Origin of the sequence: Paraburkholderia sp. BCC1886, from assembly GCF_900996245.1 — a bacterium.
Classification (GTDB): Bacteria; Pseudomonadota; Gammaproteobacteria; order Burkholderiales; family Burkholderiaceae; genus Paraburkholderia.
Genome location: NZ_CAAJGK010000052.1, coordinates 134,931 through 158,068 on the forward strand (window position 1 = coordinate 134,931; position 23,138 = coordinate 158,068).

A 23,138-nucleotide genomic window follows, 5' to 3' on the forward strand; every position below is an offset into this window, starting at 1 on the left:
GGGTTTGCGCTGCGCGCCGGTCATTGCGCGGCGACCAGCGCCTGCACGCCGAGCCACGCGCCGATCTGCCCGACGAGGTCGTCGCTGGCAGCGGCGAGCGCTTGCGCGCCGCCGGCGGCATCGGCCGAGCTTGCCGGCGCCCGCGCAATGAAGGTGCGCTGGCCGAGCACCTTGCCGTTCTGCGTGAGTGTGGCGCGTGCGGTCACCGCGGCGTGACTTTCAGACTGGCTGTCGAAAACCTGTTCGAACTCGCTCAGATCGACTTTCAGCAGCGGCGCACTCACGCCGTCGGCGCCGGTCAGGACGGCGCCGCGCGAACTCAACGCATTGCGCAGACGCTGGGTCAGCAATTGCGACGGCGTCATCGTCCAGTGGCTGTTGGCGTAGGCGGCGATCTGCTGCGCGTCGGCGTAACTCAGCCGATAGACCAGCTTGTCGGACTCGAGCGTCGCGGGCGCGCTCACGTCGAGCACCTTCACCGTCGGCCCGCTGCCTGCGGATGCCGCCGGGTTCGGCGGCCCGAAGTCGTAGCGGATGTCCGAGATCGCCGCCGGCGTGCCGGCGCAGCCCGCAGCGAGCACGCCGAACGCGATGAGCACCGCCAGCGCGGCACTCGAGGACATCAATCGGTGGGTCAAGCGTGACATGACAATCTTCCTTTCTTCAAACCTGCGAAATCATTGGGCAGCGTGCGCGGCGGGTGCGCCGGTGTGCGCGGCAGGCCACGTGAAACCGGCCTCGCCCGGTCCCGGCGGCGCTCCCGGCGCGCCGAACAACACACTGCGCGGATTGGTGCTGAACACGCCCGCGGCCCGATCCACCGACCGCGCGGCGGAGCGCACGTCGTCGGCGAGCGAATCGACGCGTGGCAGCGTGTCGTAACCCACTCGCGCGGACAATTCCTGCAACGAGCCGTTCATCGAAGTCAGCGCGTCGCCGGCCTGTTGAGCCGCCGTGCCGACCTTGTTCAGATTGGTTTCGAACGGACCGTCCGGGCGGTTCAGGTTGCCGATCAGCTGATTGGTCGACGCCAGCGTGCGATCCAGCTGATCGATCGTGCCCGGCAATTTGCCGGTGACCGGCGCCACCTGCTGCGTGAGGGTGGCGATACCATCCGCGGCTTTCTGGATGCTCGCCGCCGTGCCGTGCAGTTGCGCGACCATTTCAGGCGACAGCAGATTGTCAGCGTCTTCCGTGACCTTTTCGAGCTTGCGCAACAGCACGTCGCCGCGTTGCTGCAACTGGTCGAGCAGACCCGGGTGCATCGGCAACTGCGCGACCTGGCTGGTCGACGACCCGAGCGGCGACGTGTCGCGACCCGTGTCGTCCAGTTGAATGAACGCGATGCCCGTGACGCCCTGGAAGCCGAGACTGCCGTAAGTCGAATGCGTGATCGGCGCGTGCGTGTCGACCAGAATGCGGATCAGAATCTGCCCCGGATGCGCCGGGTCGAATTTGATCGACTGCACCTTGCCGACGTCGAGCCCGCGATAGCGCACGGCCGCGTCGGTGGACAGACCGGTCACGTTGGTGCGCGCAATCAGATCGTACGGCACGCGCACCGAACGGTCGACGTTGAACAAAAATGCCGCCACCGCGATCGCCGCCAGCAGAACGACCGTGAAGAGCCCGGCCCAGAAGGCGTGTGATTTGTTTTCCATTGTCAGGTTCCCTGGTTCACAGCGGCAATTCGGACGACGCCGATTCGAGCGCGGCGCGCGGCAGCTTCGCGCGGCGCTCCGGCGGCAGCGCCTGCAGCGCCCGGCGCCCGCGCAGCCCGAGGAAATATTCGCGGATGAACGGATGATCGACGCCCGCCGCCTCTTCGACCGGCGCGGCGACCAGCACGCGGCGATCGGCCAGCACGGCGACGCGCGACGACAGCGCGATCATCGTGTCCAGATCGTGCGTGACCATCACCACGGTCAGTCCCAGCGCGCGATGCAGCGCGGAAATCAGTTCGACGAATTCGTCGGAGGCCTGCGGGTCGAGCCCGGCGGTCGGTTCGTCCAGAAACAGCAATTCGGGTTCGAGCGCGATGGCGCGCGCAATGCCGACCCGCTTGATCATGCCGCCCGACAGCGCCGACGGCATCTTCGACGCATGCTTGCACGGCAGGCCGACCATCTCCAGCTTGAGCATGACGATGTCGCGCAACAGGTCTTCGGGCACCTTGCCGAGTTCGCGCACCGGCTGTGCGATGTTGTCGAACACCGACAGCGACGAGAACAGCGCGCCGCGCTGGAACAGCATGCCCGAGCGGCTGCGCATCAGCAGCGCGGTGTCCGGCGAGATGGTCGCGAGGTCCTGGCCGAACAGCTTGATGGTGCCCGACGAAGGTTGCTCCAGACCGAGAATCTGCCGCACCAGCGTGGTCTTGCCCGAACCCGATCCGCCGACGATCGAGACGATCTCGCCGCGCCGCACTTCCAGGTTCAGATGCTGATGCACGATGTTGCGACCGTAGCGCTTGGTCACGTCGATCACTTCGATGACCGGTTCGGCAATCGCCGGCACCGGTTGGCCGCGCACGGCCTGGCTGAGTGGCGCGATCATCCTAGCCCCACGTTCTGGAAAAGAATCGCGAACACTGCGTCCGCGAGAATCACGATGGTGATGGAACTCACGACCGAGGTCGTGGTGCCTTCGCCGAGACTTTGCGAGTTGGCCTTGATCCGGAAGCCGAAGTGGCAACCCACCAGGCCGATCAGCATGCCGAACGCCACGCCTTTACCCAGGCCGATCCACAAGTTCGCGACCGGCACGACGCTCGGCAGCGCGCGCGCGAAATAGCTCATGTCGATGCCTAGCACGATCTTCGCGGCCAGCGCGCCGCCCGTCAGCGCGATGATGTTGGTCCACATCACCAGCAGCGGCATGGCGACGCCGAGCGCGACCACGCGCGGCAAAATCAGTCGCAGACCATGTGGAATGCCCATCACGCGCATGGCGTCTAGCTCTTCGGTCACGCGCATCACGCCGATCTGCGCGGTGATCGCCGAACCCGAGCGGCCCGCGACCAGAATCGCCGAGAGCACAGGCCCGAGTTCGCGGATCACCGACAGTCCGAGAATATTCACGATGTACTGGTTCGCGCCGAACAGCCGCAACTGCTGCGCGGACAGATAGCTCAGCACGATGCCGATCAGGAACGCGACCAGCGCGGTGATGGGCAGCGCCTTGGTGCCGGCGTTGTAGATGTTCGCGGAGATTTCGGTCCACGGCGTGCTGGCGGGACGGCGCACCAGCGACAGCAGATCGAGCACTACGCGCCCGAGCATGCCGATGCCGCCGTACAGATGCTCGAAAAACGAGAAGATGGCCAGACCCAGCCGCGTGAACGGATCGAACTTCACGACCGGCTCGGCGGTTTCGCGGGCATTGTCGAGCAGCGCGATGCGCTCGAAGATATCGCGCTGCGTGTCGTTGAGCGTCGTGTCGGGCGGCATCTTGTGGCCCCACACACGCCACAGCGCCTGGCCGCCGACGTGATCCATCCGGTCGATGCGCGACAGGTCCCACTGCCGGATACCTTCGGCGCCGACCAGCGAGCGCAGCAACGGGATCACATGACCGGTGGCGCGATCGCGTGCGAGCGCGAGCGCCGTCCACTGGCCCGAAAGCCGGACGATCTTGCCCTGGCTGCCGGCCGCGACTTCGAGGCCGGGCGGAGTGTCGTAGTTCAAGGATCGCGGAGTCTGGTTATCGGATTAGCGGCCATTGTATCGAAGGCGCGGCGGATCGATTGAGGTAGCGGGCGGCTGCGCTGGTTGGTCGCTTGCTGGTGGCTCGTCGGTGGCCCGTAGCTTGTCCGTCGTGGATCGCGGCTCGCGCCGCCCCCGCCCGCGCGCTGTCGCTACAATACGCGGCATGAACGCTTCCAAGACTCCCTCCGCAGCCGGCGCGTCCGGCGACTGGCGTATCGACCGCGAACGCGCGGTCGCCCTGTTCGGCCCGCACGCGCACGACTGGCCGATCGAAATCGTCGAGGAAACCGGCTCGACCAACGCCGACCTGATGGCCCGTGTCAAAGCACTGCCGCGCAAGGCCAATGCGCTGCAGCGGCCGATCGTGCGGGTTGCGTATCTGCAAACCGCCGGGCGCGGCCGGCGCGGTCGGCCGTGGTATGCCGAGCCGGGCAATGCGCTGCTGTTTTCGGTCGCCTGCGTGCTGCCCCGTCCGCTCGAAGGCCTCGCGGGCTTGAGCCTCGCGGTGGGCGTCGCGCTGGTCGACGGCTTGCGCTCGCTGCCGGTGGCCGGACCCGGCCAGATCGCGCTGAAGTGGCCCAACGACGTGCTGCTGGAAGGCGACAAGCTTGCCGGCATCCTGATCGAAACCGCATGGAGTACGGATGATGCAAGCGCGGTGGTCATCGGCATCGGTACCAACGTGAAGGGCGCGGACGAACTCGCCGCCAAAGTCGGCGCGTTGAATGCCGGCGTGCCGCCGCAGGCGCGCGGCACGCTGCCGACCGCGCTGCAACGCGCACTGCCCAACGCCAATCTCACCGATACGCTAGCCGCCGAACTGAACGCACTCGAACCCGCGTTGCAGCGTTTCGGCGCGGATGGTTTCGCGTCGTTCCAGTCGCGCTGGAACGCAGTGCACGCATACGCGGGCCGTGAAGTCGTGCTGCTCGAGCAAGGCGAGGAGCAGGCGCGCGGCATTGCGGCTGGCGTCGACGAGCGCGGTCAGTTGCTGCTCGATACCGCGAGCGGCCGCCAGGTCATCGCCACCGGCGACGTGTCGCTGCGCCTCGCCGACGGTGTTGCATGACGAACGGCGCACCGACTTTGCTGATCGATGCGGGCAACAGCCGCATCAAGTGGGCGATGGTGCAGGCGGATGGTACACAAAGCGCATCCGGCGCGTTCGGACACGGTGACGAAGATACCCGTCCCGAGTGGTCCGGGTTGCCCACGCCGGGCAGCGCGTGGTTGTCCAATGTCGCGGGTGGGCAGGCGACCGCGCGGGTTGAAGGGTTGCTTCGCGAGTCCTGGCCGGATCGGCCGGACCTCCCGCTGACGACGATCCGCGCGCGGTCACGACAATGCGGCGTAACCAATTCCTACAGCCAGCCGCAGGCGCTCGGCAGCGACCGCTGGGCCGGGATGATCGGCGCACACGCGGCGTTTCCCGGCGAACATCTGCTGATCGCCACGTTCGGCACCGCCACCACGCTCGAAGCATTGCGAGCGGACGGCTGCTTCGTCGGCGGATTGATCGCGCCTGGCTGGACCTTGATGATGCGTTCGCTCGGCGAGCATACGGCGCAATTGCCGACGCTCGACGCCAGCGCCGCCCGCGGTTTGCTCGAAACGGATGCGGTGCCCACTCGCGTGAGTGCAACCGCGTCGGCTGCGCACTCGACCGAAGCACCGCGCCGCGGTCCATTTTTCGCGACCGACACGCCGCGTTCGTTGTCTGCGGGTTGCACGCTGGCGCAAGCCGGGCTGATCGAGCGGATGTGGCGCGATCTGCAGGACGAATGGCAAGTCACCGTGCGACTCGTGGTGAGCGGCGGTGCAGTGAACGAAGTGACAAGCGCGCTGAAAGTGCCGCATACTCGCCACGATTCGCTCGTGCTGTCCGGCCTGGCGCTGATTGCCGCCGACGGTGGATCCGAAGCCGCGTCCGCGGCGCCCGAATGACGGCCATGGAAACATGGCGGCTTAACTTCTCGACTGGAAAAGCACCATGTTGCGCTGGCTGATCGCCATCCTGTTTCTTGCCAACCTGCTGGCATTCGTCGCGGTGCGCGGCGTTTTCGGTCCGACACCCACTGCCGGTGGCCGCGAGCCGAATCATCTGGCCCGGCAGATTCAGCCGGAATCGCTGAAGGTGCAGCCGGTCAGTCTCGCCGAGGCGGCCGATCAGGCCGTGGTGGGCGGCCCCGCACCGGCGGCGCCGGTGGCGGCATCGGAGTTGGCGCAGTAAGCTTGGCGAGACTTCACCCGTGGGCGCGAACCTTTTTCAGTAGCGCCGTCGTCGAGCGCTCATGCTCGAACGGAATCGCCAGCGCCCGGCCGCCCCACCCTCGCACCACCGCCGACTCGGGCAACGCGTCCATGTCGTAGTCGCCGCCCTTCACCAACACGTCCGGGCGTAACGCCGTGATCAGATCCACGGGCGTTTTCTCGCTGAAACACACCACGTAGTCGACGCTCTCCAGCGCGGCGAGCAATGCCATCCGGTCTGCTTCGTTGTTGATCGGACGATCGTCGCCTTTGCCGAGCAGACGCACCGAAGCGTCGCTATTGACGCCGACGATCAGACAGGCGCCTTGCGCGCGCGCATCCGCGAGATAAGTGACATGCCCGCGATGCAGGATGTCGAACACGCCATTGGTGAAGACCACCGGCGCGGTAAGCGCCGCGCGTCGCGCCACGAGTGCTTCGCGAGTCAGGATCTTGCGTTCGAAAGTAGCAGCCATGATGAATTCGGAGTGAACAGGAAAGAGCCGCCACGATACACGCGTGCGCGGCATTCAATGCAAAACGGCCCCGCCGACTTTCGCCCGCGGGGCCGTTTTGACCAGCTTTGACTACATCAAATCATGGCATCAGGCAGGCTGGCTGGCCGGATTCTGATCGGCCTGCAACCGCGCCACCACTTCCTTGCGATAGCGGTTCAGTTCCTGCGCGGTTGTGAACGAGCGCTCGAACAGAATGGACAGGTTGTGCAGAATGCGCTCGACCACCTTCTTTTCCCAACCGTCGTCGAAACGGATCTGGTCGTCGAGCCAGCGCTCGAGCCATTCCGGATCGGGCAGACGCGACTGGATCGTGTCGCGCGGGAATAGCGCCTGATTCACGTGCAGATTGGTCGGATGCAGCGGCTTTTCGGTGCGACGCGCGGAGGCCATCAACACGCCGATTTTCGCAAACGCGGCACGTGCGATGTCGCCGGTCTGAGCCATCGCTTTCTTCATGTACCGCAGATACGCGCCGCCATGCCGCGCTTCGTCGCGCGAAATGGTTTCGTAGATGTGCTTGATGACCGGCTCCGTGTGCCATTCAGCAGCGCGGCGATACCAGTGATTCAGGCGGATTTCGCCGCAGAAGTGCAGCATCAGCGTTTCGAGCGGCGGCGCCGGATCGAATTCGAAGCGCACGGCGTGCAGCTCCTCTTCCGTCGGACACATTTCCGGCTTGAAGCGGCGCAGATATTCCATCAGCACCAGCGAATGCTTCTGTTCCTCGAAAAACCACACGCTCATGAAGGCGGAGAAATCGCTGTCGTGATGGTTGTCACGCAAGAACATTTCCGTGGCGGGCAAGGCCGACCACTCGGTGATCGCGTTCATCTTGATCGTCGCGGCCTGCTCGTCGGTCAGAAGCGATGCATCGAACGTGTCCCAGGGAATGTCCTTCTCCATGTCCCATCGAACGGATTCGAGCGATTTATAAAGTTCCGGATAAAGCATGGTGTTCATAGTCCCACCCCTGTTCTGCGCATACTGTGTGTGTCTGTAACTGTGTCTGTAACTACTACGTGGAGCACGCTTGCTAACGATGGAATGACGCAAGGCGCGGTTTTTCCGGCCAAGCCTTCAATTTTACGCGTTAATACACTGCCTGGATGCAGCAGCGAAGAAGACCAGGCGCTTGCGGCGAGTAACTGTAAGTTACGCGGTACGCGGCCAACCGTGGGTGAGGGATACCCTATGCCTGAGGTCGAACCAGTTTGCGATGACGGTTGCAATGACGGTCGCAATAACTGCCGCAATCGATGCCACACCGTCCAGCCCTGCGCCGGTGATACCGGCGTCGTACTGAACATGGGCGGCAGGATTGGTTGTTTTCAGCGCACGCCCACATAACCAGTTGAAGCTTACGGGATCATAGCATGCTGATTCCACCCAACCCTTCAGCGAACAGGCGCAATTCCGGTGCCTGATTGATCTCCGGCAAGAAAAGCGGACGGCGCGCGAAGTGTGCCTCGCCGTCGGCGTCAAGAGCATGACAGGCGGCGGATTCGACCGGTGCCACCCGGGTCGAAGCCGCCCGTGCATGGCCGCGTGACGCACCCGGGCGCGCGGCCCACGCGATCCGTTTCATTCCTGCGGTCAAATAGACTTTTTCCCGCTGCGCGGTGCCGTGCCGGTAGACGTGCGTTTCGACGCTGCGGTCGTCTTCTTCGCCGCCGGCCGGCGTGTGGTGGCAGCGGCGCGCGCCGGTTGTTCGGGCGCACCCGAGGCGGTCGATTCGCCCGTTGCGGACGCTGCGGCGTCCGTGTCGGGGTCGTCAGAAGCGGTGTCGGTCGAACCGGCCGCGCTCGCCGGCTGAGTCATCGCGAACTGCGCGATCTGATTGAATTGCGATTGCAGCACGTTCCACCATGCCGAGGCATCGAACGGCGGCGCAGTGGGCGCGTCCTCCGCGGCGGCGGGTTGCTCGGCGGGCGGCTCGTCGGCAGGCGGTGCCGTGCGGGCGCTGGCGCTCGCGGAACCCGGCGCCTGCGGATGCGGCCAGCCGAACGGCGCCGGACTCGGCGCGGGCGCCTCGGTCGCCGGCTGTGTCATCGACGCCTGCGCAAAGGCGCCGAACGCACGCAGTGTCGCGAGCGTGGCGCGCTGCACTTCGAGCGCCTGAATCGCGGACTGCAACATGCTCAGATTCAGCTTGAGCCATTGCTCGACCGCGCGCATGTCGGTGATGCGCTTATCGAGTTCTTCCACGTTGGTGAGCGGCGCCATCATGTCGGACATCATCGACAGCGACGGGCTCAGTCCCGCACCCGACTGCGCGCCGGGAAACGATGCGCCGAACGGCGACATGCGCATCATGCCCCACATGCGTTCAAGCATCTCGGCAGGCGGAAATCCGGGAAAGCCGCCGAACGACGGCGTGGAATCGGAGGTATCGGTCATGCTGTCGCCTCGCTGCTGACAGGGAAAAACAGAGGGAAATCGGAATGGCGTCGGGTCACGTGGACGCGAATCAACGTGGACGCGCGTCAGGAACGCCCGTTCTCCGGCGTTTCGCCGCCGGCCTCGTGCGGTCGTCCGGCCCACGGGTCGGGCGCGCCGAAGCTGGGCGCGCGACGCTCGCGCAGCGAACTGATGCCTTCGCGAACATCGGGCCCGGCGAAGCCCATGAACTCCAGCGCGAGCGAGGTATCGAACGCCGGTCCGGCCGAGCGCAACCAGTTGTTCAACGCATACTTGGTCCAACGAATCGCCGTCTGCGAGCCTTCGGCCAGTTTGCGCGCAACCTCGAAGGCCTTGGGCAGCAATTCGTCTTCGTCGACGGCGAGCGACACGAGACCGATCCGCTCCGCCTCTTCGCCGCTCACCGGCTCGCACAGCATCAGGTAGTACTTGGCCTTCGCCATTCCGCACAGCAAAGGCCATACGATGGCCGCATGATCGCCGGCGGCCACGCCGAGCCGCGTGTGTCCGTCGATAATGCGCGCACTCTTCGTTGCGATCGAAATATCGGCGAGCAGGCCCGCCACCAGACCCGCCCCCACTGCCGGACCATGCATCGCCGAGACGACCGGCTTGCTGCAGTTGATGACGTTGTAGACGAGATCGCGTGCTTCACGCCAGACGCGCGCGCGCACGTCGAAATCGTTCGCCATGTCTTCGACGAGTTGCAGATCGCCGCCCGCCGAAAAGCCCTTACCCTCGCCGCGAATGATCGCGACGCGCGTATCGGGATCGCGGTCGATGTCGCGCCAGATTTCGGCCAGCTCGAAGTGCATCCGCGCATTGGCGGTGGCGAGGTCGCTGCGATTCGCGCCCGCGCCGTTCATCACGACTTCGAGCACGCCATGCGGATGGCGCTTCAACTGCAGCGACTGGTAATGCGCGTAGAACGCGTCGTGACTACCTGATGCTTGAGACATGGTGAGCAGATCCGTCTATCGGTGTGTCGTCGCCTCGCGGCGCATTCGGTTCAGTGGATCAACGCGGCTGATACACCCACTTCCCGTTCGTGATTTCGACCATCACGCGCGCCCGCTGATCCAGCCCGAGGTGATCGGTGGCGCTCATGTTGACCACGCCGTTGGTATCCGCGAGACCGCGGGTCGCTTCCAGCGCGTCGCGCAACGCCCGGCGGAATTCCGGCGTGCCGGGCGCGCCCGCTTTGAGCGCAACCGGCACGGCATGGCCGATCAGCATACCGGCATCCCACGTGTACGAGCCGAATGCCGACACGGTGCCCGGTCCGCGCGCCGCTTCGAAACGCGCGATGTAGTCGAGCGCGAGGCGTTTGGCCGGGTGATCCGCCGGCAGTTGCGCGGCCACCAGCACCGGCGGCGCGGGCAGGAACGTGCCGTTGCAATCGGCGCCGCACACGCGCAGGAAGTCGTTATTCGCGACGCCGTGATTGTGATAGATCAAACCCTTGAAGCCGCGTTCGCGCAGCGTCTTCGGCGGCAAGGCGGCGGGCGTGCCGGCCGCGCCGACCACCACCGCGTCCGGATGCGTGGCGAGAATCTTCAGCACCTGACCCGTGACGCTCGGATCGGTGCGATTGAAGCGCTCGCTCGCCACCATGTTGATGTGATGCAACTGTGCGAACTTGGCGACCTCGGCGTAAAAGGTCTCGCCGAGCGCGTCGGCCTGACCGATGAACGCCATGGTTTTGACGTTGTGCGTGCTCGCATGCTCGGCGATCGCGGACGCCATCATCGCGTCGGTTTGCGGCGTCTTGAAGACCCAGTGACGTTTCGCATCGACCGGCTCGATGATTTTCGCGGATGAAGCCAGCGAGATCATCGGCGTTTCGCCGTCGGCGACCACGTCGATCATCGACAGCGAATTCGGCGTGATCGACGAACCGATGATGGCGTCGACGTGATTTTCGGAAATCAGCTTCTTGGTGTCCTGCACGGCCTGCGTGGTGTCGGACGCATCGTCGAGCACGATGTATTCGACGCTTTGGCCGGCAATCGTGCGCGGCAGAAGCGCCGCAGTGTCGCGCGCCGGGATGCCGAGCGACGCGGCCGGTCCGGTCAGCGACAGTACGAGGCCGATCTTGACCTGGGCCAATGCGAGAGTGGGCAACGCGGCGGCAACGACGGCAAGCGCGCAGGCAGCGCGGGCGATGCGGCTGCGTGCCGGAAGGTGAAGCGCGAGAAAGGAAGGCGCTTTAGACGCAGGGTGGTTCGATCGTGGCATGGTGTCTCCTCAGTTGGTTATTCGTTGTGACGGCGGTATTCGATGTCCGCGCGATGTCCGCCGTGTTCTGCAAAACAGGCCGTTGAAAGGCGCCCTGCCGCCCCGGGCATGGCGCCGCGCCAGCCAGTGTAACGGCGCAAGTTTGTGCCGGCATCGGGCGAAACCCTTTCGCCGGGCTGACGGACAGCGTTAATCCAGCGGCGCGATGCTCTGGTCGATCGCACCGAAAATCGACTTGCCGGCGTCGTCGAGCATGTCGATCTTCACGGTATCGCCGTACTTCATGAACTCGGTTTGCGGCGCGCCGTGCTCGATGGTTTCGAGGCAGCGCTTCTCGGCTATGCAGCAATAGCCGAGTTTGGCGTCCTTGTTGGAGACCGTCCCCGAACCGACGATGGCCCCGGCGCGCAGATTGCGCGTTTTCGCGGCATGCGCGATCAACTGCCCGAAGTGAAACACCATGTCGGTGCCGGCATCCGGCTGGCCGACCTTGCGATTGTTCCAATGGACCAACATCGGCCGATGTACGCGACCTTCGCGCCAGTGTTCACCGAGTTCGTCGGGCGTGACCGCGACCGGTGCGAACGACGTAGCCGGCTTGCTCTGGAAGAAACCGAAACCTTTCGCGAGTTCGGCGGGAATCAGGTTGCGCAGCGACACGTCGTTGACGAGCGTGATCAAACGCACGCTTCTGAGCGCCTGGTCGGGCGTGACGCCCATCGGCACGTCGCCGGTGATCACCGCGACCTCCGCTTCGAAGTCGATGCCGAAAGCCTCGGACGCGCACAGCACGTCGTCGCGTGGACCGATGAAGTCGTCGCTGCCGCCCTGGTACATCAGAGGATCGGTCCAGAACTCGGGCGGCATTTCCGCCCCGCGCGCGCGCCGCACCAACTCCACGTGATTCACGTACGACGAGCCGTCGGCCCACTGGAACGCACGCGGCAGCGGCGCCATGCACGATTTGGCATCGAAGGCGAAGCTGTTACGCGCGTGGCCCTGATTGAGCGTGTCGTACAGATCGTTCAGTTGCGGCGCGTAGAAGGCCCAGTCGTCGAGCGCGCGCTGCAGTGTGGGCGCGATCGCGTCGGCAATCGCGGCGGTATGCAGATCGCGCGACACGACGATCAGTTGACCGTCGCGCGTGCCGTCCTTCAACGAGGCAAGTTTCATAGAGGCGGGAACCGTATTAGTGACGATAGAGGGAATCTATTCTACGATGGTGAATCCGCGCCGCCCTTATCTAAACGTTTCCGACCGATTCTGAACGCGCCCGAAGCGCGCCCCTCATGCCTCCAATCAACCGAAACAGCGCGATCCGCAGCAGTACCGATACGCTGCGGGTCGCCGTCGACCCGCTCGAATTGCACACAGCCGAAGACGAAGACAGTGTCGACGCCAACGACGCCAATGAAGGCAGCGACGGCGGCGAGGAGAAACTGCGCTCGGGCATCCAGTCCATCGAGGTCGGTTTCAAGCTGCTCGACGTGCTGACCCGCGAACCGCGCGCAATGATGCTGCGCGATCTCGCGCAGCGCGCCGGCATGAGTCCGGCAAAAGCGCATCGCTATCTGGTGAGCTTTCTGCGGCTTGGCGTGGTCGCACAAGATCCGCTGTCGGGTCGCTACGAACTGGGTGGCTTCGCGTTGCAGTTGGGACTTGCGCGGCTCGCCCGGGTGGATGGCGTGAAGCTCGCGCGCATCGCGCTGGCCGAATTGCGCGACCGGCTGGACCTCACCGTCGGTATCGCGGTGTGGGGCAATCAGGGACCGACGATGGTGCACTGGATGGAATCGAGCCATCCGGCGAAAGCATCGCTGAAACTCGGCGACGTGATGCCGCTGCTCAGTTCCGCGTCGGGTCTGCTGTTCGCAGCCTACCTGCCGTCGAGCAAAACTGCCGCGATGCTGGAGCGCGAGCTTGCCGATTCGCGCCGCTCGACGCACGGCGGCCCACGTACGCGCGACGAAGTCGACCGTGTGCTGAACGATGTCCGGCAACATGGCGCGGCGCGTGTGGAAGGCATGCTGCTCGCGACCATTCACGCTTTCAGCATGCCGGTGTTCGATGCGAGCGGCGATCTCGCGCTCGGTCTCGTCGCGCTGGGTCATGAAGGCGCGTTCGATATTCGCTGGGGCGGCGAGATCGACTCGGCGCTGCGCGAGTGCGCTGAGAAGCTCTCGTATGAGCTGGGGTATAGTGCGACGCCACGCGAGGCGCCGGATTGACGCCTCGTCGCGTCATGTCTTTCCGTTTGTTCACTTCCGTTCGCCGATGGCTTCACGCTCCACGACCGCTCATCACGCAGATCATCCAGCACCGCACGGGCCGAGGCTCGCAGTGCGCGCGTTCCGATGGATCGCGGTGTTGCTGGTGGTGGTCGTCGTGCACTGGATTGCCGCCCACTGGGTCGAGCGCAATCGTGCGAATCTGAATCCCGAAGATCGCGAGCATGTTCCCGTGCAGGTTGCCTTGCTCACGCCGGAGCGTGTCGAGCGTCACCCGGACGCAGCGGCGACTGCGCCCACGCCGGCTGCCGCGCCAGCGCATCGAGCGGCGCCTCGCAAGCCGAGCGAGCCTGTGTTGACCGCGCTTCGCTCGTCTGCGCAAGCGACTGCGACCGCCGGTGCCTCCGACGCGACCGCCGCCTCGAGCCCGTTGGCGTCTGCATCCAGCCCCGCTTCGGGAACACATACCGACGCAAACGCGACAGCCGCCGCGAGCGCAGCCACTGCAGCGAGCGCTGCGCCTCCGTCGCCGGGCGTCAAATTCTCCGTCCCACCGTCCGGCGAGTTGCAATACGACACGTTTTACAACGGCGTGCGCAACGCGCCCGGCACCATCCATTGGATGAGTAACGCGCAGAGCTACGAGATGGTGGTGTCGGTGCCGGTACCGTTCGTGGGTCCGTTCGTCTATTCGAGCCATGGTCGTATCGACGCATTCGGACTCGCGCCTGATCAGTACAGCGAGAAGCGCGGACGTCGCGCGGAAGATATCGCCATCTTCAATCGCACCGACAAAAAAATCGGCTTCACGCGTACGCCCGATACGCTGCCGTTGGCCGATGGCGCGCAAGACCGTTTCAGCGTGGTCATGCAACTGGCAAGCCTTGTACGCGGTGACCCGGGCGCATACAAACCTGGCGTGACGCGACAGTTCTTCGTGGTCGACAACAATAGCGGCGAGAACTGGCCGGTCGAAACCATCGGCGACGAGACGATCCGCACGGCCCAGGGCTACCTCGAAACGCGCCATTTCAAACGCCTTCCGCGCCATGATGGCGATCAGCGTCGTATCGACGTATGGCTGGCGCCGTCGCTTGGCTGGTTGCCCGCGCGCATCGTGCAGACGGAACCGAACGGCGCGCAGTTCGAACTGGTCTGGCGTGGCGCGCTCAATCCCGGCAATGCGACGGGTCCGGCTGGGGCCGACGATGCGCCCACCTCATCCGCCACCTCATCCGCCGCTTCCACGATCCCTGCCAACCCGGCACCTGCGGCAGCGTCGGCAGTTCCACCCGATGCAACGCAGTCCCCTCCTGCAGCACCGGTCGATCCGACCGGGACCTTGACCGCCCCGGCCAACCCCGGCGTCGACAATTCCCAACCCGAGTAGATTCTCCAGCAACTGCTGAAACTTCCACGCGCCGCTTCACTCGCAAGGAGAGTTGCAACCGTTCGCGCGGAAACTACGTATATGGGTGAGAGCGTGTGTTCCGACGCTCCAACAGCGTGCGTGAGCGGATCCTTCCACTGCGATCCTCTTCAAGGAGCCCGCATGCAAGTGAACATCAACGGTATCGAAACGCGTTATGTGCTGAGCAACGAGGGCGGCGGCCCATGGCTGACGTTCATCCACCAGCTGGGTGGCGATCTGTCGGTCTGGGACCAGCTGGCCGGCTACTTCCGTGACGACTACACGGTGCTGCGCTACGACGTGCGCGGCCATGGCCACACGGGTTTATCGACGAAACCGTTCGGGGTTGCCGACCTGTCCGACGATCTCGCCGCGCTGCTCGATGCGTTAGGCGCCCCTTCGACGCATCTGGTCGGCATGTCGATGGGCGGCATGATCGCGCAGCAGTTCGCGCTGGACCATCCGTCGCGCGTCGATACGCTGACCCTCGCCGATACCACCGGCGGCACGCCGCCCGAGGCGCGTGGAAGATGGGATGAACGTGCCGCGAAGGTACGACAGGAAGGCATGTCGGCGATAGCCGACGCAACATTGGGTCGCTGGCTGACGCCTGATTTTCAGGCAGCGCACCCCGAAGCAGTCGAGCCGATACGCGACGTGTTGACTCAAACGTTGCCGGAAGGATACGCATCGGCGTGTGTTGCGCTGCGCGATTTCGATGTCCGCAGTAAGCTTGTGACATTGCGTGTTCCAACACTGACCGTGGCCGGCCGCCACGACACGGGCACGCCGCCTGCTGACACTCAGGCGCTAGCAGACGCCATCGAAGGCGCACAGTTCGAATTGCTGGATGCCGCTCATCTCGCGCCCATCGAGCAATCTCACCGTTTTGCTGCACTGCTTGAAACGTTTCTTGAAAGGCCGGTTTAACCGGTAGGTTCGGAACTTTACAAGCGTCAATCCGGACCCACCCCTTGAATTCCACACCACACGCTCCAGATATGGCGCAGGACTGGCCAGGAGCCAACGGAAATAAGGAGTGTCGCCATGCAAATGATCTACAACAGCCCGAACTATTGTGTCGTCGAGTTTCCGCCGCAGGAAGGTTTGCTGGCCATGAAGTCGGGTGGCTATGAGATCGTCGACAAAAACATGCAGCGCGAAATTTACATTGACGGTGCAATGGCGGCGCGGTTTCGCGAGCACGTGCAGAAGCTGATCGAAGAGGAACCGTCGCTCGACGAGGTCGACGAATTCCTCGGCCAGTTCGACAGCCTCATGCAGCAGCCCGTGATTCTGCACTGACCGCAGGGTTTGGTTTAACGTATCTGGCGACCTTTATTCACTGCGTTTCGCCGCCTCGCCGGCAGCATCGACGAAGCGGGTCGCAGTCAACAGCACGCAGTGGTAGCGTAATCAAGCGGCCCAGCAGGCTTTTGCCTCGTTGGGCCGTTTTCTTTTTTGCACGACTTGTCCCGTTCCCGCGAGCCGCGAATGGCCGCCCGTGCCCGACGCAACGGGCTTACAGCGGCTACAATGACGGGTTCCCGATGCCCGGCGCAAGCCCTTGTCCGCCATGAACCAGCCAGCTCAAACCGCTACGTCCGTCCGTCCCGAGGCCGCCTACACACGCGGCGCGGCACTGCCCGCGCTGCTCGCGTCGCGCATTCTGATCCTCGACGGCGCAATGGGCACGATGATCCAGCGCTACAAGCTCGACGAAGCCCGCTATCGCGGCGAGCGCTTCAAGGACTACGGCCGCGACATCAAGGGCAACAACGAACTGCTGTCCATCACGCAGCCGCAGATCATCAGCGAGATTCACGAGCAGTATCTCGCGGCGGGCGCGGACATCATCGAGACCAACACGTTCGGTGCGACCACCGTGGCTCAAGCCGACTACGGCATGGAGTCGCTCGCTATCGAGATGAATCTGGAATCGGCGAAGCTGGCGCGAGCGGCGTGCGACAAATATTCGACGCCGGACAAGCCGCGCTTCGTGGCCGGCGCAATCGGACCGACGCCGAAAACCGCGAGCATCTCGCCCGACGTGAACGACCCGGGCGCCCGCAACGTGACCTTCGACGAGTTGCGCGCGGCGTACTACGAGCAGGCCAAGGCCTTGCTCGAAGGCGGCTCGGACCTGTTTCTCGTCGAAACCATCTTCGACACGCTGAACGCCAAAGCCGCGCTGTTCGCGCTCGACGAGCTGTTCGAAGACACCGGCGAGCGCCTGCCCATCATGATCTCGGGCACGGTCACCGATGCATCGGGCCGCATTCTGTCGGGCCAGACCGTCGAAGCATTCTGGAATTCGCTGCGCCACGCCAAGCCGCTCACATTCGGCCTGAACTGCGCGCTGGGCGCCGCGCTCATGCGCCCGTACATCGCCGAACTGGCCAAGCTGTGCGACGCGTACGTGTCGTGCTATCCGAACGCCGGTTTGCCGAATCCGATGAGCGATACGGGCTTCGACGAATTGCCGGCCGATACGTCGGGCTTGCTGAAGGAGTTCGCGCAGGCGGGTTTGGTGAACGTCGCGGGCGGCTGCTGCGGGACGACGCCGGAGCATATTGCGGCGATTGCGCAGGCGTTGGCGGGGGTTAAACCACGTCAATGGCCGACGCAATACCGCGACGCGGCCTGACAATGGCGCGCTGAATCGAGCCGCCGCTTCATCGCTAACGAACCCCACGCACGCAACCGACCCGCACTAACGCCATGACCGACCACACCCTGCGCCTTTCCGGCCTCGAGCCGTTCAACGTCACGCCCGGGACGCTCTTCATCAACGTCGGCGAGCGCACCAACGTCACGGGCTCGAAGGCGTTTGCCCGCATGATCCTGAACGACCAGTTCGACGACGCCATCGCGGTCGCGCGTCAACAGGTCGAAAACGGCGCGCAGGTCATCGACGTCAACATGGACGAAGCGATGCTCGATTCCAAAGCGGCCATGGTCCGCTTCATGAATCTGATCGCGTCTGAACCGGACATCGCGCGCGTGCCGATCATGATCGACTCGTCGAAGTGGGAAGTGATCGAAGCGGGCCTGAAGTGCGTGCAAGGCAAAGCCATCGTCAATTCGATCTCGCTGAAGGAAGGCGAAGAAGCGTTCCGCCATCACGCGAACCTGATCCGCCGCTACGGCGCGGCCGCCGTGGTGATGGCCTTCGACGAACAGGGCCAGGCCGATACCTACGAGCGCAAGACGCAAATCTGCAAACGCTCGTACGACTTCCTGGTGAATGAAGTAGGTTTTCCGCCCGAAGACATCATCTTCGATCCGAACATCTTCGCCATCGCCACCGGCATCGAAGAACACAACAACTATGCCGTCGACTTTGTCAACGCGACCCGCTGGATCAAGCAGAACCTGCCGTATGCGAAGGTGAGCGGCGGCGTGTCGAACGTGTCGTTCTCGTTCCGCGGCAACGACCCGGTGCGCGAAGCCATCCACACCGTGTTCCTCTACCACGCCATTCAGGCGGGCATGGACATGGGCATCGTCAACGCCGGCCAACTCGGCGTGTATGCCGACCTCGACCCGGAACTGCGCGAGCGCGTCGAAGACGTGGTGCTGAACCGTCGTGAAGACGGCACCGACCGTCTGCTGGAAATCGCCGACAAGTTCAAGACCGGCGCGGCGAAGAAGGAAGAGAACCTCGAATGGCGCAACCAGCCGGTCGAGAAGCGCCTGTCGCACGCGCTGGTGCACGGCATCACCAACTTCATCGTCGACGATACGGAAGAAGTGCGCGCGCGCATCGAGGCAGAAGGCGGCCGCCCGATCAACGTGATCGAAGGCCCGTTGATGGACGGCATGAACATCGTCGGCGACCTGTTCGGTCAGGGCAAGATGTTCCTGCCGCAGGTGGTCAAATCGGCGCGCGTGATGAAGCAGGCCGTCGCGCATCTGATCCCCTACATCGAAGAAGAAAAGAAGCAGCTCGCCGAAGCCGGCGCGGATGTCCGCGCGAAAGGCAAGATCGTCATCGCCACGGTGAAGGGCGACGTGCACGACATCGGCAAGAACATCGTCTCGGTGGTGCTTCAGTGCAATAACTTCGAAGTGGTCAACATGGGCGTGATGGTCTCGTGCAACGACATTCTCGCCAAGGCGAAGGTCGAGGGCGCGGACATCATCGGCCTGTCGGGGCTCATCACGCCGAGTCTCGAAGAAATGGCCTACGTCGCGTCCGAAATGCAGCGCGACGACTATTTCCGCATCAAGAAAATTCCGCTGCTGATCGGCGGCGCGACCACGTCGCGCGTGCACACCGCCGTGAAAATCGCGCCGCACTACGAAGGCCCGGTGGTGTACGTACCGGATGCATCGCGTTCGGTGTCGGTGGCCTCGAGCCTGCTCTCGGACGAAGGCGCGGCGAAGTATCTGGACGACCTGAAGTCCGACTACGACCGCATCCGCCTGCAGCACGCCAACAAGAAAGCCCAGCCGATGGTCACGCTCGCCGAAGCCCGCGCGAACAAAACGAAGGTGGACTGGGCGAGCTATCGGCCGGTCAAGCCGAAATTCATCGGACGGCGCGTGTTCAGGAACTTCGATCTGGCCGAACTGGCGAACTACATCGACTGGGGTCCGTTCTTCCAGACGTGGGACCTGGCCGGTCCGTACCCGGCGATTCTGAACGACGAGATCGTCGGCGAATCGGCGCGCCGCGTGTTTTCCGACGGCAAGTCGATGCTCTCGCGCCTGATCCAGGGCCGCTGGCTGCAGGCCAACGGCGTGATCGCGCTGCTGCCGGCGAATACGGTGAACGACGACGACATCGAAATCTACACGGACGAATCGCGTAGCGAAGTCGCGCTCACGTGGCGCAATCTGCGCCAGCAGAGCGTGCGTCCCGTGGTGGACGGCGTGATGCGGCCGAACCGGTCGCTTGCCGACTTCATCGCGCCGAAGGAATCGGGCATCGCCGACTACATCGGCATGTTCGCGGTCACGGCGGGGTTGGGCGTCGACGTGAAGGAAAAGCAGTTCGAGAAGGATCACGACGACTACAGCGCGATCATGCTGAAGGCCTTGGCCGACCGTTTCGCCGAAGCCTTCGCCGAAGCGCTGCACGCCCGCGTGCGACGCGACCTGTGGGGTTATGCGAACGCCGAGACGTTGTCCAACGACGACCTGATCGCCGAGAAGTACCACGGCATCCGGCCGGCGCCGGGTTATCCGGCCTGCCCGGATCACCTGGTGAAGCGCGATATGTTCGACGTGTTGCAGGCGACCGAAATCGGCATGAGCGTGACCGAATCGCTGGCCATGCTGCCGGCGGCGAGCGTGTCGGGCTTCTATCTGGCGCACCCGGACAGCACCTATTTCTCGGTCGGCAAGATCGCGCAGGACCAGCTGGAAGACTACGCGCAGCGTATGTCGCTGTCGAAAACCGACGCCGAACGGGCGCTTGCACCCTTGCTTTGAGTTGACCGTGGCGGGAACCCCACTATATCGGGGCTAAAAAGCTGAATATTTGCGGCAGCGTAATTTTCGGCTTTGTAGACTGAACCGGCTTTACCCGCCAGACGCGACCAGAACGCGTCGGCTCAACTAATTGCAATCGTCAACGGAGAGAATGATATGAAGAAGCTGACGCTGTTATTGACCGCGGTTTCGCTTGCCGCCAGCGCCACGGTGGCCATGGCCCAAACGGCCGCTCCGGCCGGCTCGAGCTCGGTCAGTACGTATTCACCGCCGGTCGTGAAGCACGTCAAGAAACCGAAGAAAGCCAAGGTGAAGAAGGCCAAAAAGGGTGCGTCAGCTCCCGCCGCGGACGCCGCCAGCGAGTAAGCGGCCCGCCAGAGCCGGCCAAAGCCTCGGCAACCAGCCTGAGAAATGAAAAGAGCCCGCTCGTTGCGGGCTCTTTTACATCCGGCGCATTCAGGATAGCTGGCGCGTTACCGTGATCGGGTCACAGACCCCAGACGATATCGGCATTCTCTTTCTGCGCGGCGCGCAGCATGTCGAGGAACGGATAAGCGCGCTGCGCAAGTCCCGGCGGAATTTCATGATGCTCGTGGCCGTCTTCGCCTTCGTGGAAATGGCCGTCGTGTTCGGCGCGTTCCTGCTTGTCCACGGAGACGGCGGCTTCGAGCGCCGTGATGGCCGGGCCGAGTTCGTCATGGGTGATGACGCCGCGCTCACCGAGCCGCTTGCCGACGATGCCGACGAGGTATTGGGCCAGATTTTCCAGCATCATCACGTCTGGACAGGCGCGGCATTTGAAAGTTATCAGCATGACGTTTCCTTTTGTCGTTGTCTTGGATTGGCGCGCCAGTCGCAGAAAGTGACCGCCGGCGCGCGTTACGTTGGCTCGCCGATCGGGCTGGCGGCCACGGCCCTTGGTGGGCGTCTCATCTTGGACATATTAGCACCTGCTAAAATCTGTCCGGACGGAAAGCGCGTCGCAGATAATGTGCCCGAGCCGCGCGCAAGCGCCCGCACAGCGCCGCTTCCAGGCTGTCGCGCTTCCGGCCATTGGGCCGCGCTACGCGCAGCCCACGCCCCCCCGCATCACCGGATTGCCTCACTGGACTCGCAACAAGCATGCTGCCTGCACATAAACATACCCTCGAACTTCTGCTCGCCGACACGGTGAAGCAGGTCGCACAAGCATCCCAGGGCGAAAGCGAAGCCGCTTTCGTCGCGCCCGCCATCACGCTGGAACGCCCGAAAGTCGCCGCGCACGGCGACGTCGCCTGCAACGTGGCCATGCAACTCGCCAAACCGCTGCGCGCCAATCCGCGTCAGCTGGCTCAACAGATCGTCGACGCGCTGCTCGCGAATCCACAGGCCCAAGGTCTCGTCGATTCCGCCGAAGTCGCCGGCCCCGGCTTCATCAACCTGCGGCTTGCCACCGCCGCCAAACAGTCGGTCATCGCCGCGGTGCTGGCGGGTAAGGAAGCGTTCGGCCGTTCGTCGCGCGACGCCGGCAAGCACGTGCTGATCGAATTCGTGTCGGCCAATCCCACCGGTCCGCTGCACGTCGGCCACGGCCGTCAGGCCGCGCTCGGCGACGCGCTCGCGAACGTGCTGTCCTCGCAAGGCTGGGACGTGCATCGCGAGTTCTACTACAACGACGCCGGCGTGCAGATCCATACGCTGGCCGTGTCGACCCAGGCGCGCGCTCGCGGTATTGCGCCGGACGAACCGGGCTGGCCGGCCAACTCCTATAACGGCCTGTACATCGCCGACATTGCGAAGGACTATCTGAACGGCGTGACGGTCGAGGCCAGCGACGGCGAGCCGGTCACCGGCGCGGGCGACGTGGAAGACCTCGAGGCCATCCGCCGCTTCGCCGTGACCTACCTGCGCCGCGAGCAGGACATGGACTTGCAGGCCTTCGGCGTGAAGTTCGACCAGTACTATCTGGAGTCGTCGCTGTATAAGGAAGGCCGGGTCGAAAAGACGGTCGCCGCGCTGGTCGCGGCCGGCAAGACCTACGAGCAGGAAGGCGCGCTGTGGCTGCGCACCACCGACGACGGCGACGACAAAGACCGCGTGATGCGCAAGACCGACGGCACCTACACGTATTTCGTGCCGGACGTCGCCTATCACGTCGCGAAGTGGGAACGCGGCTTCACCAAGGTCATCAACGTGCAGGGCTCGGACCATCACGGCACCATCGCGCGCGTGCGCGCCGGTCTGCAAGGTCTCGGCATCGGCATTCCGAAGGGCTATCCCGACTACATCCTGCACAAGATGGTCACGGTCATGCGCAATGGCGAAGAAGTGAAAATCTCCAAGCGCGCGGGCAGTTACGTGACGGTGCGCGATCTGATCGAATGGTCGGGCGGCGCGACGCCGGGTTCGGAAGCGGCGGTCGACCAGATCGACGCAGAGACCATCCGCCGTGGCCGCGACGCGGTGCGCTTCTTCCTGATCTCGCGCAAGGCGGACACGGAGTTCGTGTTCGACATCGACCTCGCGCTCAAGCAGAACGACGAAAACCCCGTGCATTACGTGCAGTACGCGCATGCGCGCATCTGCTCTGTGATCGCCGAATGCAAGTCGCGCTACAACACGGACGAGAGCACCCTGCCCGCCGTCGACGTCTCGCCGCTCACCAGCGAACGCGCGATGGCGCTGCTCAACAAGCTCGCCGAATACCCGGACATGCTGCAACACGCGGCCGACGAACTCGCGCCGCACGCGGTCGCGTTCTATCTGCGCGACCTCGCCGGGGAATTCCACTCGTTCTACAATGACCGCGCCGAACGCGTGCTGGTCGACGATGCGGCCGAACGCAATGCCCGTGTCGCGCTGCTCGCGGCCACGCGGCAAGTGCTGGCCAACGGCCTCGCGACGATCGGCGTCTCCGCTCCCGTCAAAATGTAATTCCTCCGGCGCAACA

21 protein-coding genes and 1 pseudogene are annotated in these 23,138 nt (G+C 64.3%); 11 read left to right on the plus strand and 11 right to left on the minus strand.

Annotation, left to right across the window (positions count from 1 at the left end; translation table 11 throughout):
- Positions 1 to 20: 20 nt before the first annotated feature.
- From FQ746_RS18750 to FQ746_RS18765, 4 genes are read right to left on the minus strand one after another with little or no spacing between them, the layout of a single operon-like run.
- Positions 21 to 647, minus strand: a complete 627-nt coding sequence (locus FQ746_RS18750) for an ABC-type transport auxiliary lipoprotein family protein (RefSeq protein WP_144111142.1) — start codon at positions 645 to 647, stop codon at positions 21 to 23.
- Positions 648 to 677: 30 nt separating this feature from the next.
- Positions 678 to 1,661: an MlaD family protein gene (locus FQ746_RS18755; protein ID WP_144111143.1), complete on the minus strand. Its 984-nt coding sequence runs from the start codon at positions 1,659 to 1,661 to the stop codon at positions 678 to 680.
- 16 nt (positions 1,662 to 1,677) lie between these two features.
- Positions 1,678 to 2,556: an ABC transporter ATP-binding protein gene (locus FQ746_RS18760; protein WP_144111144.1), complete on the minus strand. Its 879-nt coding sequence runs from the start codon at positions 2,554 to 2,556 to the stop codon at positions 1,678 to 1,680.
- Positions 2,553 to 3,686 carry an MlaE family ABC transporter permease gene (locus FQ746_RS18765; RefSeq protein WP_144111145.1) on the minus strand — a complete coding sequence of 378 codons (1,134 nt, stop codon included), beginning with the start codon at positions 3,684 to 3,686 and terminating at the stop codon, positions 2,553 to 2,555. Before FQ746_RS18765 ends, FQ746_RS18760 begins: the two co-directional genes overlap by 4 nt.
- Positions 3,687 to 3,870: 184 nt before the next feature.
- Here FQ746_RS18765 and FQ746_RS18770 point away from each other — a divergent pair, with 184 nt between their 5' ends.
- The 3 genes from FQ746_RS18770 to FQ746_RS18780 are packed head-to-tail and all read left to right on the plus strand — an operon-like array spanning position 3,871 to position 5,937.
- Positions 3,871 to 4,776 carry a biotin--[acetyl-CoA-carboxylase] ligase gene (locus FQ746_RS18770; protein WP_144111146.1) on the plus strand — a complete coding sequence of 302 codons (906 nt, stop codon included), beginning with the start codon at positions 3,871 to 3,873 and terminating at the stop codon, positions 4,774 to 4,776.
- Positions 4,773 to 5,651, plus strand: a complete 879-nt coding sequence (locus FQ746_RS18775) for a type III pantothenate kinase (protein ID WP_144111147.1) — start codon at positions 4,773 to 4,775, stop codon at positions 5,649 to 5,651. The genes FQ746_RS18770 and FQ746_RS18775 overlap by 4 nt, the downstream gene beginning before the upstream one ends.
- Positions 5,652 to 5,697: 46 nt before the next feature.
- The gene (locus FQ746_RS18780; RefSeq protein ID WP_144111148.1) at positions 5,698 to 5,937 is read left to right on the plus strand and encodes a hypothetical protein; all 240 of its coding nucleotides are present in this window, start codon (positions 5,698 to 5,700) and stop codon (positions 5,935 to 5,937) included.
- 13 nt (positions 5,938 to 5,950) lie between these two features.
- Here FQ746_RS18780 and rfaE2 read toward each other — a convergent pair whose 3' ends face one another.
- From rfaE2 to FQ746_RS18810, 6 genes are all read right to left on the minus strand, one after another.
- On the minus strand, positions 5,951 to 6,433 hold the full coding sequence (gene rfaE2 / locus FQ746_RS18785) for a D-glycero-beta-D-manno-heptose 1-phosphate adenylyltransferase (RefSeq protein ID WP_144111149.1): 483 nt from the start codon (positions 6,431 to 6,433) through the stop codon (positions 5,951 to 5,953).
- A 129-nt stretch (positions 6,434 to 6,562) separates the two neighbouring features.
- Complete coding sequence (locus FQ746_RS18790; protein ID WP_144111150.1) at positions 6,563 to 7,435, minus strand: ferritin-like domain-containing protein; 873 nt, start codon at positions 7,433 to 7,435, stop codon at positions 6,563 to 6,565.
- A gap of 633 nt (positions 7,436 to 8,068) precedes the next feature.
- Positions 8,069 to 8,872, minus strand: a complete 804-nt coding sequence (locus tag FQ746_RS18795; RefSeq protein WP_144111151.1) for a PhaM family polyhydroxyalkanoate granule multifunctional regulatory protein — start codon at positions 8,870 to 8,872, stop codon at positions 8,069 to 8,071.
- An 86-nt stretch (positions 8,873 to 8,958) separates the two neighbouring features.
- Positions 8,959 to 9,852 (minus strand): enoyl-CoA hydratase/isomerase family protein, encoded by an 894-nt coding sequence (locus FQ746_RS18800; protein ID WP_144111152.1) that lies wholly within the window; start codon positions 9,850 to 9,852, stop codon positions 8,959 to 8,961.
- Between the two features lie 58 nt (positions 9,853 to 9,910).
- A complete protein-coding gene (locus FQ746_RS18805; protein WP_260854099.1) occupies positions 9,911 to 11,131 on the minus strand; it encodes an ABC transporter substrate-binding protein in 1,221 nt (406 codons plus the stop codon).
- A gap of 189 nt (positions 11,132 to 11,320) precedes the next feature.
- Positions 11,321 to 12,304 (minus strand): fumarylacetoacetate hydrolase family protein, encoded by a 984-nt coding sequence (locus FQ746_RS18810; RefSeq protein WP_144111153.1) that lies wholly within the window; start codon positions 12,302 to 12,304, stop codon positions 11,321 to 11,323.
- A 116-nt stretch (positions 12,305 to 12,420) separates the two neighbouring features.
- On the opposite strand from FQ746_RS18810, the gene FQ746_RS18820 reads away from it, so the two are divergent.
- The 7 genes and pseudogenes from FQ746_RS18820 to FQ746_RS18850 all read left to right on the plus strand — a co-directional run bounded on the left by FQ746_RS18820 (position 12,421) and on the right by FQ746_RS18850 (position 20,575).
- Positions 12,421 to 13,359, plus strand: coding sequence for an IclR family transcriptional regulator (locus tag FQ746_RS18820; RefSeq protein ID WP_144111154.1), 939 nt, complete (start codon positions 12,421 to 12,423; stop codon positions 13,357 to 13,359).
- Positions 13,360 to 13,405: 46 nt separating this feature from the next.
- The gene (locus FQ746_RS18825) at positions 13,406 to 14,749 is read left to right on the plus strand and encodes a DUF3108 domain-containing protein (protein WP_144111155.1); all 1,344 of its coding nucleotides are present in this window, start codon (positions 13,406 to 13,408) and stop codon (positions 14,747 to 14,749) included.
- Positions 14,750 to 14,911: 162 nt separating this feature from the next.
- Complete coding sequence (locus tag FQ746_RS18830) at positions 14,912 to 15,700, plus strand: alpha/beta fold hydrolase (RefSeq protein WP_144111156.1); 789 nt, start codon at positions 14,912 to 14,914, stop codon at positions 15,698 to 15,700.
- A gap of 117 nt (positions 15,701 to 15,817) precedes the next feature.
- Entirely contained in the window at positions 15,818 to 16,075 is a 258-nt protein-coding gene (locus FQ746_RS18835) for a DUF3567 domain-containing protein (protein WP_144111157.1), read from the plus strand.
- Positions 16,076 to 16,346: 271 nt separating this feature from the next.
- The gene (locus FQ746_RS18840) at positions 16,347 to 17,417 is read left to right on the plus strand and encodes a homocysteine S-methyltransferase family protein (protein ID WP_144111158.1); all 1,071 of its coding nucleotides are present in this window, start codon (positions 16,347 to 16,349) and stop codon (positions 17,415 to 17,417) included.
- A gap of 62 nt (positions 17,418 to 17,479) precedes the next feature.
- Positions 17,480 to 20,209: pseudogene (gene metH, locus FQ746_RS18845) on the plus strand (methionine synthase); the annotation flags it as partial.
- Between the two features lie 156 nt (positions 20,210 to 20,365).
- Positions 20,366 to 20,575 (plus strand): acid-shock protein, encoded by a 210-nt coding sequence (locus FQ746_RS18850; protein WP_144111160.1) that lies wholly within the window; start codon positions 20,366 to 20,368, stop codon positions 20,573 to 20,575.
- 121 nt (positions 20,576 to 20,696) lie between these two features.
- Here the strand turns inward: FQ746_RS18850 and FQ746_RS18855 are convergent, their stop codons facing one another.
- Positions 20,697 to 21,023 carry a DUF1840 domain-containing protein gene (locus tag FQ746_RS18855; RefSeq protein ID WP_144111161.1) on the minus strand — a complete coding sequence of 109 codons (327 nt, stop codon included), beginning with the start codon at positions 21,021 to 21,023 and terminating at the stop codon, positions 20,697 to 20,699.
- 308 nt (positions 21,024 to 21,331) lie between these two features.
- Here FQ746_RS18855 and argS point away from each other — a divergent pair, with 308 nt between their 5' ends.
- Positions 21,332 to 23,122, plus strand: coding sequence for an arginine--tRNA ligase (gene argS, locus FQ746_RS18860; RefSeq protein WP_144111162.1), 1,791 nt, complete (start codon positions 21,332 to 21,334; stop codon positions 23,120 to 23,122).
- The last annotated feature ends 16 nt before the right edge of the window (positions 23,123 to 23,138 follow it).

What these genes read in the sequence shown, in the direction of transcription:
- FQ746_RS18750 (WP_144111142.1), bottom strand. Translation starts at nt 647, where the DNA reads ATGTCACGCTTGACCCACCGATTGATGTCCTCGAGTGCCGCGCTGGCG.
- FQ746_RS18755 (WP_144111143.1), bottom strand. Translation starts at nt 1,661, where the DNA reads ATGGAAAACAAATCACACGCCTTCTGGGCCGGGCTCTTCACGGTCGTT.
- FQ746_RS18760 (WP_144111144.1), bottom strand. Translation starts at nt 2,556, where the DNA reads ATGATCGCGCCACTCAGCCAGGCCGTGCGCGGCCAACCGGTGCCGGCG.
- FQ746_RS18770 (WP_144111146.1), top strand. Translation starts at nt 3,871, where the DNA reads ATGAACGCTTCCAAGACTCCCTCCGCAGCCGGCGCGTCCGGCGACTGG.
- FQ746_RS18775 (WP_144111147.1), top strand. Translation starts at nt 4,773, where the DNA reads ATGACGAACGGCGCACCGACTTTGCTGATCGATGCGGGCAACAGCCGC.
- FQ746_RS18780 (WP_144111148.1), top strand. Translation starts at nt 5,698, where the DNA reads ATGTTGCGCTGGCTGATCGCCATCCTGTTTCTTGCCAACCTGCTGGCA.
- rfaE2 (WP_144111149.1), bottom strand. Translation starts at nt 6,433, where the DNA reads ATGGCTGCTACTTTCGAACGCAAGATCCTGACTCGCGAAGCACTCGTG.
- FQ746_RS18790 (WP_144111150.1), bottom strand. Translation starts at nt 7,435, where the DNA reads ATGAACACCATGCTTTATCCGGAACTTTATAAATCGCTCGAATCCGTT.
- FQ746_RS18795 (WP_144111151.1), bottom strand. Translation starts at nt 8,872, where the DNA reads ATGACCGATACCTCCGATTCCACGCCGTCGTTCGGCGGCTTTCCCGGA.
- FQ746_RS18800 (WP_144111152.1), bottom strand. Translation starts at nt 9,852, where the DNA reads ATGTCTCAAGCATCAGGTAGTCACGACGCGTTCTACGCGCATTACCAG.
- FQ746_RS18805 (WP_260854099.1), bottom strand. Translation starts at nt 11,131, where the DNA reads ATGCCACGATCGAACCACCCTGCGTCTAAAGCGCCTTCCTTTCTCGCG.
- FQ746_RS18810 (WP_144111153.1), bottom strand. Translation starts at nt 12,304, where the DNA reads ATGAAACTTGCCTCGTTGAAGGACGGCACGCGCGACGGTCAACTGATC.
- FQ746_RS18820 (WP_144111154.1), top strand. Translation starts at nt 12,421, where the DNA reads ATGCCTCCAATCAACCGAAACAGCGCGATCCGCAGCAGTACCGATACG.
- FQ746_RS18825 (WP_144111155.1), top strand. Translation starts at nt 13,406, where the DNA reads ATGGCTTCACGCTCCACGACCGCTCATCACGCAGATCATCCAGCACCG.
- FQ746_RS18830 (WP_144111156.1), top strand. Translation starts at nt 14,912, where the DNA reads ATGCAAGTGAACATCAACGGTATCGAAACGCGTTATGTGCTGAGCAAC.
- FQ746_RS18835 (WP_144111157.1), top strand. Translation starts at nt 15,818, where the DNA reads ATGCAAATGATCTACAACAGCCCGAACTATTGTGTCGTCGAGTTTCCG.
- FQ746_RS18840 (WP_144111158.1), top strand. Translation starts at nt 16,347, where the DNA reads ATGAACCAGCCAGCTCAAACCGCTACGTCCGTCCGTCCCGAGGCCGCC.
- FQ746_RS18850 (WP_144111160.1), top strand. Translation starts at nt 20,366, where the DNA reads ATGAAGAAGCTGACGCTGTTATTGACCGCGGTTTCGCTTGCCGCCAGC.
- FQ746_RS18855 (WP_144111161.1), bottom strand. Translation starts at nt 21,023, where the DNA reads ATGCTGATAACTTTCAAATGCCGCGCCTGTCCAGACGTGATGATGCTG.
- argS (WP_144111162.1), top strand. Translation starts at nt 21,332, where the DNA reads ATGCTGCCTGCACATAAACATACCCTCGAACTTCTGCTCGCCGACACG.